General features: G+C 66.4%; 17 protein-coding genes. 9 read left to right on the top strand and 8 right to left on the bottom strand.

Features of this window, described 5'->3' with window-relative positions; genetic code table 11:
- Window positions 1-61: 61 nt before the first annotated feature.
- From HPS01S_RS03950 to HPS01S_RS03930, 5 genes are all read right to left on the bottom strand, one after another.
- On the bottom strand, window positions 62-1120 hold the full coding sequence (locus HPS01S_RS03950; protein ID WP_066151463.1) for a TRAP transporter substrate-binding protein: 1059 nt from the start codon (window positions 1118-1120) through the stop codon (window positions 62-64).
- Window positions 1121-1204: 84 nt separating this feature from the next.
- A complete protein-coding gene (locus HPS01S_RS03945; protein ID WP_066151459.1) occupies window positions 1205-1900 on the bottom strand; it encodes a fumarylacetoacetate hydrolase family protein in 696 nt (231 codons plus the stop codon).
- Window positions 1901-1930: 30 nt separating this feature from the next.
- A complete protein-coding gene (locus tag HPS01S_RS03940) occupies window positions 1931-2260 on the bottom strand; it encodes a 2Fe-2S iron-sulfur cluster-binding protein (RefSeq protein ID WP_066151456.1) in 330 nt (109 codons plus the stop codon).
- Between the two features lie 14 nt (window positions 2261-2274).
- On the bottom strand, window positions 2275-3753 hold the full coding sequence (locus HPS01S_RS03935; RefSeq protein WP_066151454.1) for a glutamine synthetase family protein: 1479 nt from the start codon (window positions 3751-3753) through the stop codon (window positions 2275-2277).
- Entirely contained in the window at window positions 3750-5135 is a 1386-nt protein-coding gene (locus tag HPS01S_RS03930; RefSeq protein ID WP_066151452.1) for a Rieske 2Fe-2S domain-containing protein, read from the bottom strand. The genes HPS01S_RS03935 and HPS01S_RS03930 overlap by 4 nt, the downstream gene beginning before the upstream one ends.
- Window positions 5136-5218: 83 nt before the next feature.
- Between HPS01S_RS03930 and HPS01S_RS03925 the strand changes: the two genes are divergently transcribed.
- Genes HPS01S_RS03925 through pgeF form a run of 4 tightly spaced genes read left to right on the top strand, consistent with a single transcriptional unit; the run spans window position 5219 to window position 9133 of the window.
- The gene (locus HPS01S_RS03925) at window positions 5219-6790 is read left to right on the top strand and encodes a thymidine phosphorylase family protein (protein WP_066151450.1); all 1572 of its coding nucleotides are present in this window, start codon (window positions 5219-5221) and stop codon (window positions 6788-6790) included.
- Complete coding sequence (locus HPS01S_RS03920; RefSeq protein WP_066151448.1) at window positions 6790-7686, top strand: ribose-phosphate diphosphokinase; 897 nt, start codon at window positions 6790-6792, stop codon at window positions 7684-7686. Before HPS01S_RS03925 ends, HPS01S_RS03920 begins: the two co-directional genes overlap by 1 nt.
- A 20-nt stretch (window positions 7687-7706) precedes the next feature.
- Window positions 7707-8348 (top strand): maleylacetoacetate isomerase, encoded by a 642-nt coding sequence (gene maiA, locus HPS01S_RS03915; protein WP_066151446.1) that lies wholly within the window; start codon window positions 7707-7709, stop codon window positions 8346-8348.
- Window positions 8348-9133, top strand: coding sequence for a peptidoglycan editing factor PgeF (gene pgeF, locus HPS01S_RS03910; RefSeq protein ID WP_066151444.1), 786 nt, complete (start codon window positions 8348-8350; stop codon window positions 9131-9133). The genes maiA and pgeF overlap by 1 nt, the downstream gene beginning before the upstream one ends.
- On the opposite strand, the gene HPS01S_RS21425 is transcribed toward pgeF, so the two are convergent.
- Window positions 9053-9352, bottom strand: a complete 300-nt coding sequence (locus tag HPS01S_RS21425) for a hypothetical protein (RefSeq protein ID WP_084397017.1) — start codon at window positions 9350-9352, stop codon at window positions 9053-9055. The genes pgeF and HPS01S_RS21425 overlap by 81 nt on opposite strands.
- A gap of 126 nt (window positions 9353-9478) precedes the next feature.
- On the opposite strand from HPS01S_RS21425, the gene HPS01S_RS03905 reads away from it, so the two are divergent.
- The 5 genes from HPS01S_RS03905 to HPS01S_RS03885 all read left to right on the top strand — a co-directional run bounded on the left by HPS01S_RS03905 (window position 9479) and on the right by HPS01S_RS03885 (window position 14903).
- Window positions 9479-11308: a PHA/PHB synthase family protein gene (locus HPS01S_RS03905; protein WP_066151443.1), complete on the top strand. Its 1830-nt coding sequence runs from the start codon at window positions 9479-9481 to the stop codon at window positions 11306-11308.
- Window positions 11309-11383: 75 nt separating this feature from the next.
- The gene (locus HPS01S_RS03900; protein ID WP_066151441.1) at window positions 11384-12565 is read left to right on the top strand and encodes an acetyl-CoA C-acetyltransferase; all 1182 of its coding nucleotides are present in this window, start codon (window positions 11384-11386) and stop codon (window positions 12563-12565) included.
- A 46-nt stretch (window positions 12566-12611) separates the two neighbouring features.
- A complete protein-coding gene (gene phbB, locus HPS01S_RS03895) occupies window positions 12612-13349 on the top strand; it encodes an acetoacetyl-CoA reductase (protein ID WP_066151438.1) in 738 nt (245 codons plus the stop codon).
- Between the two features lie 71 nt (window positions 13350-13420).
- Window positions 13421-14446, top strand: coding sequence for a tRNA dihydrouridine(20/20a) synthase DusA (dusA, locus tag HPS01S_RS03890; protein ID WP_066151436.1), 1026 nt, complete (start codon window positions 13421-13423; stop codon window positions 14444-14446).
- 13 nt (window positions 14447-14459) lie between these two features.
- Window positions 14460-14903 (top strand): FKBP-type peptidyl-prolyl cis-trans isomerase, encoded by a 444-nt coding sequence (locus HPS01S_RS03885; RefSeq protein WP_066151434.1) that lies wholly within the window; start codon window positions 14460-14462, stop codon window positions 14901-14903.
- 15 nt (window positions 14904-14918) lie between these two features.
- Here HPS01S_RS03885 and HPS01S_RS03880 read toward each other — a convergent pair whose 3' ends face one another.
- Window positions 14919-16208, bottom strand: a complete 1290-nt coding sequence (locus tag HPS01S_RS03880) for an NAD(P)/FAD-dependent oxidoreductase (RefSeq protein WP_066151433.1) — start codon at window positions 16206-16208, stop codon at window positions 14919-14921.
- Between the two features lie 111 nt (window positions 16209-16319).
- Complete coding sequence (locus tag HPS01S_RS03875) at window positions 16320-17210, bottom strand: Dyp-type peroxidase (protein WP_066151432.1); 891 nt, start codon at window positions 17208-17210, stop codon at window positions 16320-16322.
- Window position 17211 lies beyond the last annotated feature (1 nt).

Here is a 17211-nt window from a genome sequence, read left to right as displayed (position 1 = left end):
GTAGGGGCTGAACAAAAAGCAAAAAGGGCTCCCTTGGGAGCCCTTGTGAAGCCGACGGCTGTCAGGCCTTCTTCGTGGTGGCCTTACCGTGCTTCTCGATCAGCGCCTTGGCGGTGTCCAGCAGTTGCTTGCCGTTGAAACCGCGCTTGTCCATGTCCTGCATCCACTCGACCTCGACCAGTCGCGCCTTGCGCTTGAACTCCTGTGCCTCGGCCGCAGGGATGGTGTGGATGGTGTTGCCCTGCTTGACCGCCGCCTCGCGACCGGGAACATCCCCGCCCTGCTGCACCTTGCCCAGCCAGCCCGAGGTTTCGATGCCCGAGTTCTTGTCGATGATGGCCTTGAGGTCGGGCGGCAGCGAGGCGTACTTGGCCTTGTTCATCGCCATGATGAAGGTGGTGGTGTACAACGCGCCGCCAGCAGGGTCAAATTCGCTGTGGAACTTGGTGAGCTCGTGCACCTTGACCGAGGGAACCACTTCCCAGGGAATCACGCAGCCGTTGATCACGCCCTTGGACAGTGCGTCAGGGATCTGCGGCAGCGGCATGCCGACCGGTGTGGCGCCCAGGTAGCCCAGCATCTTGGTGATCTGCCGGGTGGGGCCGCGCACCTTGGAGCCTTGCAGGTCGGCCGCGGTCTTCACCAGTTTGTCGCGCATGTGGAACATGCCGGGGCCGTGCACCTGCAGTGCGATCGGGTGAACTTCCTTGAACTCGTCCGTGGCCGCGGTCTGCACGTATTCCCAGTAGGCGCGAGAGGTCGCTTCGGCGTTGTTCATCATGAACGGCAGTTCGAACACCTCGATGCGGGGGAAACGGCCCGGGGTGTTGCCCGGCAGGGTCCACACGATGTCGACCACACCGTCCTTGGCCTGGTCGTACAGCTGCACGGGCGAGCCGCCCAATTGCATGGCGGGATAGGCCTCGAACTTGATGCGACCTTCGGAGTCCTTGGTGACTTTGTCCATCCAGGCCTTGTGCATGTTCAGCCACACGTTGGATTGCGGCGCCATGAAAGTGTGGAACTTGAGGGTCACGCTTTGCTGGGCAAGGCCGACGAGGGCGGGGGCACCGAAGGCAACGGCGGCACCGGACTGGAGCAGGGTTCTGCGCTGGATCATGTGATGGCTCCTGTAGTTAGGGGAACAGCGGATCAGAGGCGTTCCATTCTAGGGAGCGGCCTCTGGGGGTTTACCCTTGCCGGGTCACCCCACGTGCACAGCAATGCTGGTGAGTCCGTCGACACCACCGCTCATGGTGTCGCCGCTGACCACCGCAGCCACGCCTTCGGGTGTGCCGGTGTAGATGAGGTCGCCGGGTTGCAGTTCCCAGGCCGCCGACAGGTGCTCGATGGTTTCGGCGATGTTCCAGATGAGCTTCGAGACATTGCTGCGCTGACGGTCGGTGCCGTTCACCTGGACCCAGATCGCGGCGTTGGCGATGTCGCCGGCTTCAGCGGCGGGTGTGATGGGGCCGATGGGCGCCGACTGGTCGAAGGCCTTGCCGATGCACCAGGGGCGGCCCTGTTTCTTCATGTCGTTTTGAAGATCTCTGCGGGTCATGTCCAGCCCCACGGCGTAGCCGTAGATGTGGCTGGCGGCATCGGCTGCCTTGATGTTCCGTCCACCCCGGCCGATGGCGACGACCAGCTCGATCTCGTGGTGCAGGTTGCCGGTGAGCGACGGGTAGGGGATGGTGGCGGTCTGTCCGGCCTCGGCCACCACGATGGCGTCGGCAGGTTTGAGGAAGAAGAATGGCGGCTCGCGGCCGGTGAAGCCCATTTCCTTGGCGTGTTCTTCGTAGTTGCGGCCCACGCAGTAGATGCGGTGGACGGGAAAGCGTTCGGCGCGCCCCACCACGGGCACGGAGACGACGGCGGGCGGGGCGAAGGTGTAGCTCATCGGTGACCTTTCAGTACTCGGGGAGGCGGGTCAGTGTTGCGAGGCGGGCAGGCGGACCACCAGCCCATCGAGCTCGGGTGTCAGCCGAACCTGGCAGCTCAGCCGGCTGCCGGACTCGACCGGACTGGCCGCGAAATCGAGCATGTCGGTTTCGTCGGCCACCGGCTTGGGCAGCTTCTCGGCCCAGGGGCTGTCGATCATGACGTGGCAGGTGGCGCAGGTGAGAACGCCGCCGCAATCGGCCTCGATGCCATGGATATCGGCGTCGACAGCGGCCTTCATCAGGCTCTGGCCGGTGGCGGCGGTGATGGTTTCTTCGGTCTGGTCGGCGTGGACGAAACGGATGTGGATGGTGCTCATGTGAAAGAAGTGAATCAGTAGCGGCTGAAGTATTCGCGCCGTTCAAAGTCTGCCTTGTCCTGGGCGTCGGCGTGGCGGTTGATTTCAGACTGCTTGATGCGGTAAAAGTGTTCGACCACCGCAGCGCCCAGTCCGTTCATCAGTGCCTCGTCGCCCCGCAGGGCGGCCAGGGCATCGCCCAGGTTGTCCGGCAGGCGAGCGTGGCCGGTGGCATAGGGATTGTCGGTGGCGGGCGGAGGTTCCAGGCCGCGCAGCAGGCCGTCCAGGCCGGCATGGATTTGGGACGCCATGTAGAGGTAGGGATTGGCCGCGGGCTCGCCGATGCGGTTTTCAATCCGGGTGGCGGGGTCGCCCGCGGCGCCCACCACGCGCAACATCGCGCCTCGGTTGTCCTGGCCCCAGAGGATGTGCTGCGGCGCCAGGGCGTTGGGCCGGAAGCGGCCGAAGCCGTTGATGGTGGGGGTACACAGCGCGGTCATGCCCGGCGCATGCGCCAGCAGGCCGGCCAGCCAGTGGGCACCGGCGTCCGAGAGGGTGTGGCGGGCGTCGCGCACCGTGCTGTCCTCGGCGGGAGCGGCGCGCGCACAGCCGTTGCGGCCGCCATCGCGTTCAACCAGTGACTGGTGCAGGTGCCAGCCGCTGGACATGATGTTGGGGAAGGGCGGGCGGCACATGAAGGTGGCCAGGTAGCCGGCGCGGCGCAGCGCCTGCCGCACGCCGTTGCGGAACAGCACCATCTGGTCGGCGGCGGTCAGCGCATCGGTGGCGTCGAACACCGCCTCCACCTGGCTCGGGCCCAGCTCAATCTCCAGCGACTGCAGTGGCAGGCCCAGCGCCTGGGCGGTCTGCATCACGATGCTCAGCGGCTCGTCTGCCATGTCCATCATGGCCTCGGCCTGCAGGTTGTAACCGGGATGGATCATCTGCACCGCTGGCGGCAATCCCGGCCAGCCTGCGAGTTCGGGGTCGAGCTGAGGTGCTTCGTCGGTGATGCGGTAGATGTGAAATTCGACCTCCAGGCCGGTCTTGAAGCCGAAGCCCGCCATCGCGAGCCTGGACAGCGCCTGCTCCAGCACGTGCCGGCTGTCCAGCGCCACCGGCGTTCCGTTGCTGTGCCAGGGCTGGCAGCGCAACCAGCCCGTGCCCGCGCTCCAGGGCAGCAGGGTGAAGCTCTCGGGGTCGGGCAGCAGCATGAGGTTGGAGGCGCCGGCGAACCCGGTCAGGCCTTCGGTGCCCCCGGCCTCGAACACCTTCCAGGCGGTGTGGTCCGAGGTGTCCTTGAGCATCATGGTGCCGACCATGCCGACGCCGTCGCGCAAGGCCTTGACCGCGGCGTGTGCCATCAGGGTCTTGCCGCGCAACTGTCCGTGCACATCGCACCAGCCCATGCGCACGCGCTGGACGCCGCTGGACTCGATCAGCTCGGCGGCGCGCAAGCAGGCCGCCTCCCGGTGGGTGTCGTGCAGGCCGCAGCGTTCGGCGAACGACGTCATTTGGCAGCCGCCAGCAGCGTCTGTGCCGGTTCGGTGGCGCTTGACCACGGCGCACCCTCGCGCTTGTCGCGCACCGCGCGTTGCCACCAGTCCTGCCAGCCCTGGGCCGGTGCGATGCCGTCGACCGTGTCGGGTCCGGTGATGCCAGCAGCCTGTGCCGCATCGCCGATGCCTGGCGCCGTACCGCCCTGCGCCACGGTGTCCATGGCCTGCAGCAGCAGGCGGCGGTGGGCCATGATGACCTTGTCGGTGGTGCCCAGGTGTTCGCGCGTGCGGTCCTGGATCGGGCCCATGCTCTCGCAGGCCCACTGGTCATGCACGTTGATGTCGTCCTCGCCCATGCCCAGGAAAGTGCGGGTCATCTGCTCCTCGGGGTTGAAGCCCCATTGGTTCCAGCGCCCGGCCTTGGGGATGTAGTCGGGCAGCGTCACGGCTTTCAGCCGCTGCTGGCGCATGGTGGCCTTGTCGACCGGCGCCTCGAAGCTGGTGAAGAAGGCGTACCAGTAGTTGCGGGTGTCGTCCACCGGCACATGCATCTGCGTGATCGTCATGGTCTCCGACAGCGGGATCACGAAGGTCTGCGGGAACACGTCGTTGGTCACCCGCACATGGGTCAGCGCCTCGTTCAACGGGCGCAGTGCGGTCAGCTGCAGCCCCCAGGGCTGCTGGGTGAAGGAAATCTCGGGCTGGTCGAACTCGCGCATCACGCGCGTCATCGGCCAGCGCTCGCCACCGATGTCGCCGGCGCTGGCACCGCGGAACTGCTTGCCGTAGCTGCCTTCCAGCGGGGCATCGTTGAAGAAGCGGTGCAGGTAGGAGGCGTGGGCCGGGTCGATGCCGACCTCGAACGCCTGCAACCAGTTGCAGTGCCACAGGCCCTTGAATACGAAGCTGTGCGAAGCAGGGGCGACGAAGCAGTCCAGCGCAGGGAAGGGTGGTGGCGTCTGACCCTCCGGGCCTAGCCATGCAAACAATGCGCCTGCCTTTTCGACCAGCGGGTAGCTGCGCTGGCGGATGCGCTGGCAGAGCGTGCTGCCCGCCGGTTCCGCCGGGGTTTCGGTGCATTGGCCGCTCACGTCGAACTTCCAGCCATGGAAGGGGCAGCGCAGGCCGTCGCCCTCGTTGCGGCCGTAGGCCAGGTCGGCACCGCGGTGCGGGCAGTCGCGGTCCAGCAGGCCGAAGCGCCCCTGGGCGTCCTTGAACAGCACGAAGTCCTGACCCAGCAGCCGCACCGCCTTGACCGGGCGGATGGCCATGGATGGGTCCAGTGCCGGATCGAACTCGTCCAGCATGGCCACGGGTTGCCAGTAGCGTCGCAACAATTCGCCACCGGGGGTGCCGGGGCCGACCTGGGTCAGGCGCTGGTTCTGTTCTGCTTTCATGGGCGTGTCTCCTGCATGGGGTGGCAAAACATTAACCGATTTCTGCCGCCTCGAAGCGGCCCGGGGCGGTGTATCGTGGAGCCATGGAGACACCTGAGACAACCACTCCCGGCGCAGGCGCCGGGCTGACCCTGCGCCGCGTGGCGATCGACACCTGGCGCGAAAACGTGGCCTATCTGCACCGGGACTGCGCGGTGGTGCGGGCCGAGGGCTTCCAGGCCTTGTCCAAGGTCGAGGTGCGCGCCAACGGGCGCAGCATCCTGGCCACGCTCAACGTGGTCGATGACCCGGCGCTGGTGGGCTGCCAGCAGATCGGCGTGTCCGAGGACGCATTTGCGCAGCTGGAGGTGCCCGAGGGCCATCCGGCGTCGGTGACGCAGGCGGAGCCGCCGGCCTCGATTCCGGCGCTGTTCCGCAAGATCAATGGCGAGCGGCTCAGCCGCGACGACTTCCACGCCATCGTCGGCGACATCGCCCGCCACCGCTATTCCAAGATCGAGCTGACGGCCTTCGTCGTGGCCTGCAACCGCAGCGAACTCGACCGCGAGGAAGTCTCGTTCCTGACCGAGGCGATGGTGGCCAGCGGACGGCGGCTGGACTGGCGCGAGTCGCTGGTGGTGGACAAGCACTGCATCGGCGGCATCCCGGGCAACCGCACCTCGATGCTGGTGGTGCCGATCGTGGCCGCCTATGGCCTGGTTTTTCCCAAGACCTCCTCGCGCGCCATCACCTCGCCGGCCGGCACGGCCGACACCATGGAGGTGCTGGCCAATGTCGAGCTGCCGTTCGACCGGCTGACCGACATCGTGCGCGACCACCGGGGCTGTCTGGCTTGGGGCGGCACGGCTGACCTGTCGCCCGCCGACGATGTGCTGATCTCGGTCGAGCGGCCGCTGGCGCTCGATTCGCCCGGGCAGATGGTGGCCTCCATCCTGTCCAAGAAGATGGCGGCGGGTGCGACGCACCTGGTGCTGGACATTCCCATCGGCCCCACCGCCAAGGTGCGCTCCATGCCCGAGGCGCAGAAGCTGCGCCGCCTGTTCGAGTACGTGGCGCAGCGCCTGCACCTGTCGCTGGACGTGGTCATCACCGATGGCCGCCAGCCGGTGGGCCGCGGCATCGGGCCGGCGCTGGAGGCGCGGGACGTGATGCGCGTGCTCGAAAACGACCCCGAGGCGCCCGCCGACCTGCGACAGAAGTCGCTGCGACTGGCGGGTCGCCTCATCGAATGCAGCCCGGACGTGCGCGGAGGGCAGGGCTATGCGATCGCGCGCGACATCCTGGAGTCGGGCCGGGCGCTCAGCCGCATGCAGGCCATCATCGCGGCGCAGGGCTCGCACGGTTTCGACCACCACCATCCCGCGCTCGGGGCGCTGACCCTGGAGGTGCCCGCGGCCACCGACGGCGTCGTGATCGGCATCGACAACCTGCAGATCGCCCAGATCGCGCGACTGGCCGGCGCGCCCAAGGTCAAGGGCGCGGGCGTGGACCTGTTGTGTAGGCTGGGCGACACGGTGCGCGCCGGCCAGGTGCTCTACCGCATCCACGCCGACTACCCTTCCGACCTGCACTTCGCACGCCACGCGGTCGACCGGCACTGTGGTATCTCGCTGGGCACGGCCGCCCAGATTCCCCAGGTTTTTGTGGAGTCCTGATGTCTTCTGTTCCTTTGTCGGGCGTGCTGCTGTGTTTCGACGACGAGCGCACGGTGGCGCAGGCCTGCGCCAACCATACGGGTCTGGCGCTCGCGGTCGTGGAGCGGCACCGCTTCCCCGATGGCGAGGTGAAGGTGCGTCTGCCCGCGGCGCTGCCGCCGCGCGTGGTGGTCTGGCGCGGCCTGCACCAGCCCAACGAAAAGCTGGTGGAGCTGATGCTGGTGGCCCGCGCGGCACGAACGCTCGGCGCGCAACACCTGACCCTGGTGGCACCCTATCTGGCGTACATGCGGCAGGACATCGCATTCAACCCGGGCGAGGCGGTGAGCCAGCGCATCGTCGGGGCGTTTCTGGCGGACCTGTTCGATGCGGTGATCACGGTCGATCCGCACCTGCACCGTGTGGCCACGCTGCAGGAGGCGATTCCCGTGCGGGACGCCATGGTGCTCGACGGTGCGCCGCTGCTGTCGGACCACATCGCCACCCAGTGCACCGCCGATGTGCTGTTGATCGGGCCCGACGAAGAGTCGCTGCAATGGGTGGCGCAGGCCGCCCGGCGCCACGGCTGGGAGCACGGCGTGTGCCGCAAGACCCGCCACGGCGACCGCGAGGTCGACATCGAGCTGCCCACGCTGGCGGTTCGGGGCAGGGCGGTGGTGCTGATGGACGATGTGGCCAGTTCGGGCCACACGCTGGCGCGCGCGGCCGCGCTGCTGCGCGAGGCCGGTGCGGCGTCGGTCGACGTGGCGGTGACGCACGCGCTGTTTGCCGAAGGCGCTGTGGCGCTGATCCGGGAAGCAGGCGTGGACCGCCTCTGGAGCACCGACTGCATCCCTCATCCCAGCAACGCCGTGAGCATCGTTCCGGCCGTGGCCGCACGGCTGCGCGGCCTCTGACATCCCCTTATGCTTGCACCATGAAGCTCTACAACTACTTCCGCTCCTCTGCCTCCTTCCGCGTGCGCATCGCGCTGGCGCTCAAAGGCATTGCCTATGACTATGTGCCGGTGCACCTGGCCAAGGGTGAACACAAAAAGTCTGCGTACGCCGACATCGCCGCCGACGGTCTGGTGCCTCTGCTGGAGCTGGACGACGGCACGCGCCTGTCGCAGTCCATGGCCATCATCGAGTACCTCGACGAGACCCATCCCGAGCCGGCACTGGTGCCCGGCGATGCCATCGGTCGCGCCCGGGTGCGCGCGCTGGCGCAGTCGATCGCCTGCGAGATCCACCCGATCAACAACCTGCGTGTGCTCAAGTACCTCGCGGGCACGCTCAAGGTCGATGAAGAAGCCAAGAACACCTGGTACCGCCACTGGGTGCGCACCGGTCTGGAGGCCTTCGAGCGCCAGCTGAACCAACTGCCCGCAGGCCGCTACTGCTATGGCGACACGCCGACCCTGGCCGACTGCTGCCTGGTGCCGCAGATCTTCAATGGACAGCGTTTCAACACGCCCATGGACGGCCTGCCGCGCACCATGGCGGCGTTCGAGGCCTGCATGGCGCTGCCCGCGTTCCAGCAGGCCCAGCCTTCGGCCTGCCCGGACAACGAACCCTGATGGAATGGCCTTCCGAATGGCTGGTGCCCGACTGGCCGGCGCCCGCAGGCATCCGCGCGCTGTTCACGACGCGGGCCGGTGGGGTTTCGATACCGCCCTTCGACAGTTTCAACCTCGGTGACCACGTGCGGGACGACCCGGCGGCGGTGGCCACCAACCGCCATCGCCTGCGGGAAGCCATGGGAGCGCGCCCCGTCTTCCTGTCCCAGATCCATGGCGTGGAGGTCTCCGCGCTCCATGGCACCACCCCCGATGGCACCGAGGCCGATGCCTGCCTGACCGAACACGCTGGCGTGGCCTGTACCGTGATGGTGGCCGACTGCCTGCCGGTGCTCTGGTGCCTGCCCGACGAATCGGCGGTGGCCGCGTCTCATGCCGGCTGGCGCGGACTCGCGGGCCAGGACGGCCACGGCATTCTGGAGGCCACTTTTCGGGCCTTGCGGGCCTTGTCTGCAACGACGGCGTCACCGCTGGTGTGGCTGGGGCCTTGTATTGGTCCCAAGGCTTTCGAAGTCGGTGCAGAGGTGCGCGAGGCGTTCGTGACGGTCGACCACGACGCCGTGCGGTGTTTTAAGGCATTGCCCGCCGAAGGCAAGTATCTGGCCGACCTGCCGGCCCTGGCGCGCCTGCGTCTGGGCGCGATGGGGGTGACCCAGGTATTCGGCAACGACGGCGGCGATGCCTGGTGCACCGTTACCCAGTCGTCACGGTTCTTTTCCCACCGCCGGGACGCCGCCCGGCTCGGCAGCACCGGCCGCATGGCCGCCAGCATCTGGAAGGTCTGAAACCGCCTGTTGGCGCCGTGCTTCCTCGGCCGCCTCGCGCTCCCGGATGCCCTTGCGCCGTTGCGGCGTGAGCATCAGGTAAACCACCAATGAAAGCGGCACTAAACCGTATAGAAAAAAGGTCACAATGGCTCCAAGAAGAGAGCCGTTGGTACCAGTGGCTTCGGCCACCGACATCATCAGCACCACGTAGAGCCAAGCGATCACAACCAGATACATAGCGACCTGCGACCGGGAAGTTTGTTGTCAGTTTGTTGGAAGTGAGCAGACCGACACTAGGGAAAACCCCGCCTCAAGCCCATGAGGGCTTGATAATAAGCCGCAGGACAAACATCGGAGACTTGCATGACATCTGGTAAGACACCGCAGCCCGACTGGCTGCAGGCGGCCGAGCAGTTCCAGAATCAGCTCATCCAGCAGTGGACACAGGCCGCACAGGCCTTTCCCGGGGCGGCGCAGGGCTCCCCCACTTCCCCTGATCCCTTCGCAGCGTTCAAGGCCTTCATGCCGCAGGCCGGTGTGGCCCATCCGTTTGGCATGCCGATGCCGCAGATGGGGCAGTTGCCCGGGATGGGTGACCTGCTGGCCCAGACCACGGGACACCAGGTCCGTTTTGATCCGGCCAAGCTGATCGAGATCCAGAATCAGTACCTCAAGGATGTGGCCGGCCTGTGGAACCAGGGGCCGGCGGTCCAGCCCAAAGGGGACCGGCGCTTCGCGGACGAGTCCTGGGGCAACAACCCCGTGGCCGCTTACACGGCGGCGGTGTACCTGCTCAACGCCCGCACGCTGATGGCACTGGCCGATGCGGTCGAAGGCGATGCCAAGACCCGCACGCGGGTGCGCTTTGCGGTCCAGCAGTGGATCGACGCCAGCGCGCCGAGCAACTTCCTGGCCTTCAACGCCGAGGCGCAGAAGAAGGCCATCGAGACCCAGGGCGAGAGCATTGCCAAGGGCGTGGCCAACCTGCTGCACGACATCAAGCAGGGCCACGTGTCGATGACCGACGAGAGCGTGTTCGAGGTGGGCAAGAACGTCGCCACCACCGAAGGCGCCGTGGTGTTCGAGAACGAGCTGTTCCAGCTCATCGAATACAAGCCGCTGACGGCCAAGGTCTACGAGCGTCCGTTCCTGCTGGTGCCGCCCTGCATCAACAAGTTCTACATCCTCGACCTGCAGCCGACCAACTCATTCATCCGCTACTGCGTCGAGCAGGGCAACCGCACCTTCGTGGTGAGCTGGCGCAACCCGGACGCCTCGCTCGGCCACAAGACCTGGGACGACTACATCGAAGACGCCGTCATCAAGGCGATCACCACCACGCAGGACATCACCGGCGCCGAGCAGATCAATGCCTTGGGCTTCTGTGTGGGCGGCACCATGCTGAGCAATGCGCTGGCCGTTCTGGCTGCGCGCGGCGAGGAGCGGGTGCACAGCGCCACCTTCCTGACCACACTGGTGGACTTCACCGACACGGGCATCCTGGACGTGTTCATCGACGAGCCGTTCGTCAAGATGCGCGAGATGCAGTTTGCCCAGGGTGGGCTGATGCCGGGCCGCGACCTGGCCACCACGTTCAGCTTCCTGCGACCGAACGACCTGGTCTGGAACTACGTCGTCGGCAACTACCTCAAGGGCGAGTCGCCGCCGCCGTTCGATTTGCTGTACTGGAACTCCGACGCGACCAACCTGCCCGGCCCGTACTACGCCTGGTACCTGCGCAACATGTACCTGGAGAACAACCTCGTCAAGCCCGGCAAGACCACGGTCTGCGGGCAGAAGGTGGACTTCCGCAAGGTCAAGCTGCCGGTCTACATCTACGGCTCGCGCGAGGACCACATCGTTCCGATCGGTGGCGCCTATGCCAGCACCCAGGTGTTCCCCGGCAAGAAGCGCTTCGTCATGGGTGCTTCGGGTCACATCGCCGGTGTGATCAACCCGCCCGCCGCCGGCAAACGCAGCCACTGGACCGGACCGGCTGGCCAGTTCCCGGCCGACGTGAACGAGTGGATCGACGGCGCCACCGAACACAAGGGCAGCTGGTGGACCGACTGGGCCGCCTGGCTCAAACCCCTGGCTGGCAAGCAAATTGCTGCGCCCAAGAACTATGGCAGAGGCAAGGCGTATGCGGCCATCGAGCCGGCGCCTGGCCGCTATGTGAAGGCCAAGGCCTGAACGTCCTGACCGTTTGCGTTCATGGCTGAACGCAAACCCCCAACTTTGCTGCACCCACCCTTCAAGGAGAACCACATGGAAGACATCGTCATCGTTTCCGCCGCCCGCACCGCCGTCGGCAAGTTCGGCGGATCGCTGGCCAAGACGCCGGCCACCGAGCTCGGCAGCATCGTCATCAAGGGGCTGCTGGCACGCACTGGTCTGCCCACCGATGTCATCGGCGAAGTCATCATGGGCCAGGTGCTGGCCGCTGGCTGTGGCCAGAACCCAGCCCGCCAAGCCATGATGAAGGCCGGTCTGGCCAGGGAAACGCCGGCGCTGACCATCAACGCCGTCTGCGGCTCGGGCCTGAAGGCCGTGATGCTGGCCGCTCAGGCCGTGGCCTGGGGCGACAGCGAGATCGTGATCGCCGGTGGTCAGGAAAACATGAGCGCCAGCCCGCACGTGCTCAATGGCAGCCGCGACGGCCAGCGCATGGGCGACTGGAAGATGGTCGACACCATGATCGTCGACGGCCTGTGGGACGTCTACAACCAGTACCACATGGGCATCACCGCCGAAAACGTGGCCAAGGCCCACGGCATCACCCGCGAGATGCAGGACGCCCTGGCGCTGGGCAGCCAGCAGAAAGCCTCCGCTGCGCAGGACGCCGGCAAGTTCAAGGATGAGATTGTTGACGTGCTGATCCCGCAGCGCAAGGGTGATCCCCTGGTGTTCAACAGCGACGAATTCATCAACAAGAAGACCAACGCCGAAGCGCTGGCCGGTCTGCGCCCTGCCTTCGACAAGGCGGGCTCGGTGACCGCTGGCAACGCCTCCGGCATCAACGACGGCGCCGCCGCCGTGATGGTGATGAGCGCCAAGAAGGCCGCCGCCCTGGGCCTGACGCCGCTGGCGCGCATCGCCGCCTTCGGCACCAGCGGCCTGGACCCGGCCACCATGGGCATGGGACCGGTGCCGGCTTCGCAAAAGGCCCTGGCCCGCGCCGGCTGGAAGGCGTCCGATGTTGATCTGTTCGAACTCAACGAAGCCTTCGCGGCCCAGGCCTGCGCCGTCAACAAGGCGCTGGACATCGACCCCGCAAGGGTCAACGTCAACGGTGGCGCCATCGCCATCGGACACCCCATTGGCGCGTCCGGCTGCCGCATCCTGGTGACGCTGCTGCACGAGATGCAGCGCAGCGGCGCCAAAAAGGGCCTGGCCGCGCTGTGCATCGGCGGCGGCATGGGCGTTTCCCTTGCTGTTGAACGCGCCTGATATCCATCATTTTTCGCCACACGGCACCACCCAGAGGAGCACACACATGAGTCAAAAAGTCGCATACGTCACCGGCGGCATGGGCGGCATCGGCACCGCGATCTGCCAGCGCCTGCACAAGGACGGCTTCAAGGTCATCGCCGGCTGCGGCCCCACCCGCGACTTCAACAAGTGGCTGGACGAGCAGAAGGCCTTGGGCTACACCTTCTACGCCTCGGTCGGCAACGTGGGTGACTGGGATTCCACTGTCGAGGCCTTCACCAAGGCCAAGGCCGAGCACGGCAGCATCGACGTGCTGGTCAACAACGCTGGCATCACCAAGGACCGCATGTTCCTGAAGATGTCCAAGGAAGACTGGGACGCGGTGATGAACACCAACCTCGACTCCATGTTCAACGTGACCAAGCAGGTCGTTCCCGACATGGTGGAAAAGGGCTGGGGCCGCATCATCAACATCTCGTCGGTCAACGGCGAGAAGGGCCAGGCTGGTCAGACTAACTACTCGGCCGCCAAGGCCGGCATGCACGGCTTCTCGATGGCGCTGGCGCAGGAGCTGGCCACCAAGGGTGTGACGGTCAACACCGTGAGCCCGGGCTACATCGGCACCGACATGGTCAAGGCCATCCGCCCCGACGTGCTGGAGAAGATCGTCGCCACGGTGCCGGTCAAGCGCCTGGGCGAGCCGTCGGAAATCGCGTCCATCATCGCCTGGCTGGCCAGCGAAGAGGGCGGTTACGCCACCGGCGCGGACTTCTCGGTCAATGGTGGTCTCCATATGGGGTGATGGTGCCCATGGCACAAACATGAAACCCGCTTCGGCGGGTTTTTTGTTGCCCACAGGGATAATCCGGCCCCATGTCTGCTTCCGTTTCTCCCTGGCGCCTGTCGGTCGCACCCATGATGGGCTGGACCGACCGCCACTGCCGCTACTTCCACCGCCTGCTCACCCGCCACACCCTGCTGTACACCGAGATGGTGACCACGGGTGCGCTGATCCACGGCAACGCCGCCCAGCATCTGTTCTTCAATGAAGAGGAGCATCCGGTGGCGCTGCAGCTCGGTGGCAGCGAACCGGCCGATCTGGCGGTGTGCGCGAAGCTGGGGCAGGACCGCGGCTACGACGAGATCAACCTCAACTGTGGCTGCCCGAGCGAGCGCGTGCTGCGCGGCGCCTTCGGAGCCTGTCTGATGGGCGAGGCCGCGCTGGTGCGCGACTGCGTGAAGGCGATGGTCGATGTAGTGGACGTGCCGGTGACGGTCAAGCACCGCATCGGCATCGACAAGGTCGAGAGCTACGACTTCGTGCGCGACTTCGTCGGCACGGTGGCCGAGGGCGGTTGCCAGGTCTTTCTGGTCCATGCCCGTAACGCCTGGCTCAAGGGCCTGTCGCCCAAGGAAAACCGCGAGATTCCGCCGCTGCGCTACGAGCTGGCCTACCGGCTGAAGCAGGACTTCCCCGGGCTGACCATTTCGGTCAACGGCGGCATCACGACCGACGACCAGATCGCCACGCACCTTGAACATGTCGACGGTGTCATGGTCGGCCGCGAGGCGTACCACAACCCCTGGCTGATGGCGGGCTGGGACGAGCGCTTCTATGGCGATGCCTCACGTCCGGTGCCGACCCGCGAAGCGGTCGAGCTGGCCATGATCGATTACATGGAACGCGCCCACGCACAGGACGGCGTGAACTGGTATTCGATCGCCAGCCACATGCTCGGTCTGCGCCACGGCCTGCACGGCGCGCGCAAGTGGCGCCAGGTCTGGAGCGACCACCGCCTCAAACCCCTGCCGCCGCGCGAGGTCTGGGCAATGGCCCAGGCCCATGTCGGCGCGCCGCGCGACGAAACTCCGTTCGAACCCTCTGTCTCCACCCACTGAAAGAACACCCGCCATGTCCCGTTTGCTGATCTGCGCCGTCGCACTGTCTGCCGGCCTGCTGTCCCTGAACGCCTCGGCCCAGAACGCCGTCACCGAAGCCGCTGCCAAGGAAGCCGGCGCCGTGGTCACCAAGACCGGCCTGGTCTACCGCTCGCTCAAGGACGGCAGCGGCACCAGCCCCACGGCGGCCGACACGGTCAAGGTGCACTACAAGGGCACCTTCCCCGATGGCAAGGAGTTCGACAGCTCCTACGCGCGCGGCACGCCGATCGAGTTTCCGCTGGGCCGCGTGATTCCCTGCTGGACCGAAGGCGTGCAGCGCATGAAGGTGGGCGGCAAGGCCAAGCTCACCTGCCCGAGCCAGATCGCCTACGGCGAGCGTGGTGCGGGCGGCGTGATCCCGCCCAATGCCACGCTGCTGTTCGAGGTGGAGCTGCTCGGCATCGCTGGCAAGTGAGGCCGGTTGCCGAGCTCACTTGCCGGTGAGCTTGGCCTTGAGTTTGGTGATGCCGATGAAGTCCATGATGATCTTCTCGTAGATCGGCTCGGACGTGCCTTTCTCCATCTTGCGCATGAAGTACTTCTCGAAGGCCACCTTGGCCAGGTGAACCCATTTGCCTTCGCTGAACCAGCTCACGTTGCGCGGTGGGATCTGGGGCAGGGCCACGAAGGCCGCGCCGGTGTCGCCGAAGTCGGCCAGGCAGACCGTGTTCCAGGTGGCCTTGTGGGTGGGCTCCTGGCCGTCCAGCAGTTCGCGGATGTTGTGCGCGGTGGCCGTGACCATGGACTCGATCATGTAGCCGGTCTTGGGCGTGCCGCAGGGAATGGGCGTGGCTTCCACCGGCGGGATAGCCACGCAGACCCCCACGCTGAAGATGTTCCGGAACTTCGGGTTGCGCTGGTGCTCGTCGATGGTGATGAAGCCGCGCGGGTTGGTCAGCCCCTCGATGCCGAACACCGCGTCCACGCCCTTGAAGGCCGGCAGCATCATGCTGTGCCTGAATGGCAGCACATGCTCCTTGATGGGCTGGCCCTGGTCGTTGTGTTCGGTCACATGCATCTGGCCCGCTTCGACCCTGGTGGTCTTGGCGTTGCAGATCCACTTGATGTGGCGCTGCCGGAAGGCCGATTCCAGCATGCCCTTGGAGTCGCCGACCCCGCCCAGACCGAGGTGGCCGATGTAGGGCTCGGAGGTCACGAAGGTCATGGGCACCTTGTCGCGGATCTTGCGGCGGCGCAGGTCGGTGTCCATGATCATCGCGAACTCGTAGGCGGGGCCGAAGCAGGATGCGCCCTGCACCGCGCCCACCACGATGGGGCCGGGGGCCTTTACGAACTCGTCCCAGGCGAGCTTGCTGGCTTCGGCGTGACTCACATGGCAGACCGACTGTGTGTGACCGCCGTGCGGACCCAGACCTTCGATCTCGTCGAACGCCAGCTTGGGCCCAGTGGCGATGACCAGGTAGTCGTAGTCCACCCGGCCGCCGTCTTCCAGTTCGATCTGGTTGGCTTCTGGGTGGACGCGCCTGGCGCGATGAATGATGGATTCGATGCCCTTGCGCTTGAGCGCCGGCGCGATGTCAACCTCGATGTCCTTTCGCTGGCGCCAGTCGACCGCCACCCAGGGGTTGGACGGCACGAAGTGGAACTTGGGGGCTTCGCTGATGACGGTCACGGTGTCGCCCGGGCGGGCGAGGGCCTTCATTTCGTAGGCCATGGGCATGCCGCCGATGCCGGCGCCCAGAATGACAATGCGTGCCATGGGGGTCTCCAGTGGTGGATCTTGGAGACCTGATCATGTATGCCCCTGGGGGTATATGACTTGAGAAAAGTCAAACCCGGACCGAGGGAAAACCCGGCCGGCGATGGCCGGTCAGAGGCCCAGCGCGCGCAGGTTGATCAGACCGTCGCAGACGGGCGGGCACCAGAAATAGGCGCCGGTCTGGGGTTCCGAGAAGCTGAACAGCGCATCGGTGATGCCGTCCTCAGCGCCCGACATGCGCCGCAGCTGGGCTTCGAACGCGTCGAAGGAGTGGCCGAAGGCGGCGAACACCAGACCGCCGTTGTTGCCTTCCGCCCAGGGCATGGAGCGGCGCAGCACGAAGGCTTCGGGCGCGAAGCTTTCCTGCGCGGTGCGCTTGACGTGGGCCGATTCGGGCGCGTCGTCGAGTTCTTCGTTGCTTTCGCGTTCGCGGCCGATGGTGTGGTCCTGCTGGTGCTTGGGCATGGCTTCGAAGCGGCTCATGTGGTGGTGCCAGCGCTGCACCGCCACAAAACTGCTGCCGGCCAGGTCGCCAGCTTCTTCGGGCAACAGGGCCACGGCCAGTGCCTCGTCTCCCTGTGGGTTCTCGGTGCCGTCCTCGTAGCCGGTGAGGTCGCGGCCCTGGTTGTGGTTGAAGGCGTCGGTGATGTCGGTCACGTCGAAGGCCGGCGCCAGCAGCGTTTCCAGGTGGCGGCTGCGGATCAGCAGGTCGCCGCGGTCGGTGCCGCGCAGCCAGACCAGCAGATCGGTGGGCGTGGCGGGCAGCTTGATGCGGGCACCGTCGATGCCGGTGAAGGTCTTCAGGCCGGGCACCTGGGCGCCCAGTTCGCGCGCCAGCGAGGCGCCGATGCCCACCACGGTGGCCTGCCCATCGGCCTGGCTTGCCAGCCGTTTGAGCACCACGCGCGGGTCGACGCCGACCCGCAGCTGGCAGGTGAGGTAGCGCCCGTGGGCGGGAATGGGTTCGAGGATGCCGGGTTGGGCGAGGTGGGCGATGCTCATG

This window comes from Hydrogenophaga pseudoflava NBRC 102511 (assembly GCF_001592285.1).
Taxonomy (GTDB): Bacteria; Pseudomonadota; Gammaproteobacteria; order Burkholderiales; family Burkholderiaceae_C; genus Hydrogenophaga; species Hydrogenophaga pseudoflava.
This window is presented reverse-complemented; position numbering and strand designations above follow the sequence as displayed.

Coding starts and splice junctions, on each gene's coding strand:
- HPS01S_RS03950 (WP_066151463.1), bottom strand. CDS start 1,120: ATGATCCAGCGCAGAACCCTGCTCCAGTCCGGTGCCGCCGTTGCCTTC.
- HPS01S_RS03945 (WP_066151459.1), bottom strand. CDS start 1,900: ATGAGCTACACCTTCGCCCCGCCCGCCGTCGTCTCCGTGCCCGTGGTG.
- HPS01S_RS03940 (WP_066151456.1), bottom strand. CDS start 2,260: ATGAGCACCATCCACATCCGTTTCGTCCACGCCGACCAGACCGAAGAA.
- HPS01S_RS03935 (WP_066151454.1), bottom strand. CDS start 3,753: ATGACGTCGTTCGCCGAACGCTGCGGCCTGCACGACACCCACCGGGAG.
- HPS01S_RS03930 (WP_066151452.1), bottom strand. CDS start 5,135: ATGAAAGCAGAACAGAACCAGCGCCTGACCCAGGTCGGCCCCGGCACC.
- HPS01S_RS03925 (WP_066151450.1), top strand. CDS start 5,219: ATGGAGACACCTGAGACAACCACTCCCGGCGCAGGCGCCGGGCTGACC.
- HPS01S_RS03920 (WP_066151448.1), top strand. CDS start 6,790: ATGTCTTCTGTTCCTTTGTCGGGCGTGCTGCTGTGTTTCGACGACGAG.
- maiA (WP_066151446.1), top strand. CDS start 7,707: ATGAAGCTCTACAACTACTTCCGCTCCTCTGCCTCCTTCCGCGTGCGC.
- pgeF (WP_066151444.1), top strand. CDS start 8,348: ATGGAATGGCCTTCCGAATGGCTGGTGCCCGACTGGCCGGCGCCCGCA.
- HPS01S_RS21425 (WP_084397017.1), bottom strand. CDS start 9,352: ATGTATCTGGTTGTGATCGCTTGGCTCTACGTGGTGCTGATGATGTCG.
- HPS01S_RS03905 (WP_066151443.1), top strand. CDS start 9,479: ATGACATCTGGTAAGACACCGCAGCCCGACTGGCTGCAGGCGGCCGAG.
- HPS01S_RS03900 (WP_066151441.1), top strand. CDS start 11,384: ATGGAAGACATCGTCATCGTTTCCGCCGCCCGCACCGCCGTCGGCAAG.
- phbB (WP_066151438.1), top strand. CDS start 12,612: ATGAGTCAAAAAGTCGCATACGTCACCGGCGGCATGGGCGGCATCGGC.
- dusA (WP_066151436.1), top strand. CDS start 13,421: ATGTCTGCTTCCGTTTCTCCCTGGCGCCTGTCGGTCGCACCCATGATG.
- HPS01S_RS03885 (WP_066151434.1), top strand. CDS start 14,460: ATGTCCCGTTTGCTGATCTGCGCCGTCGCACTGTCTGCCGGCCTGCTG.
- HPS01S_RS03880 (WP_066151433.1), bottom strand. CDS start 16,208: ATGGCACGCATTGTCATTCTGGGCGCCGGCATCGGCGGCATGCCCATG.
- HPS01S_RS03875 (WP_066151432.1), bottom strand. CDS start 17,210: ATGAGCATCGCCCACCTCGCCCAACCCGGCATCCTCGAACCCATTCCC.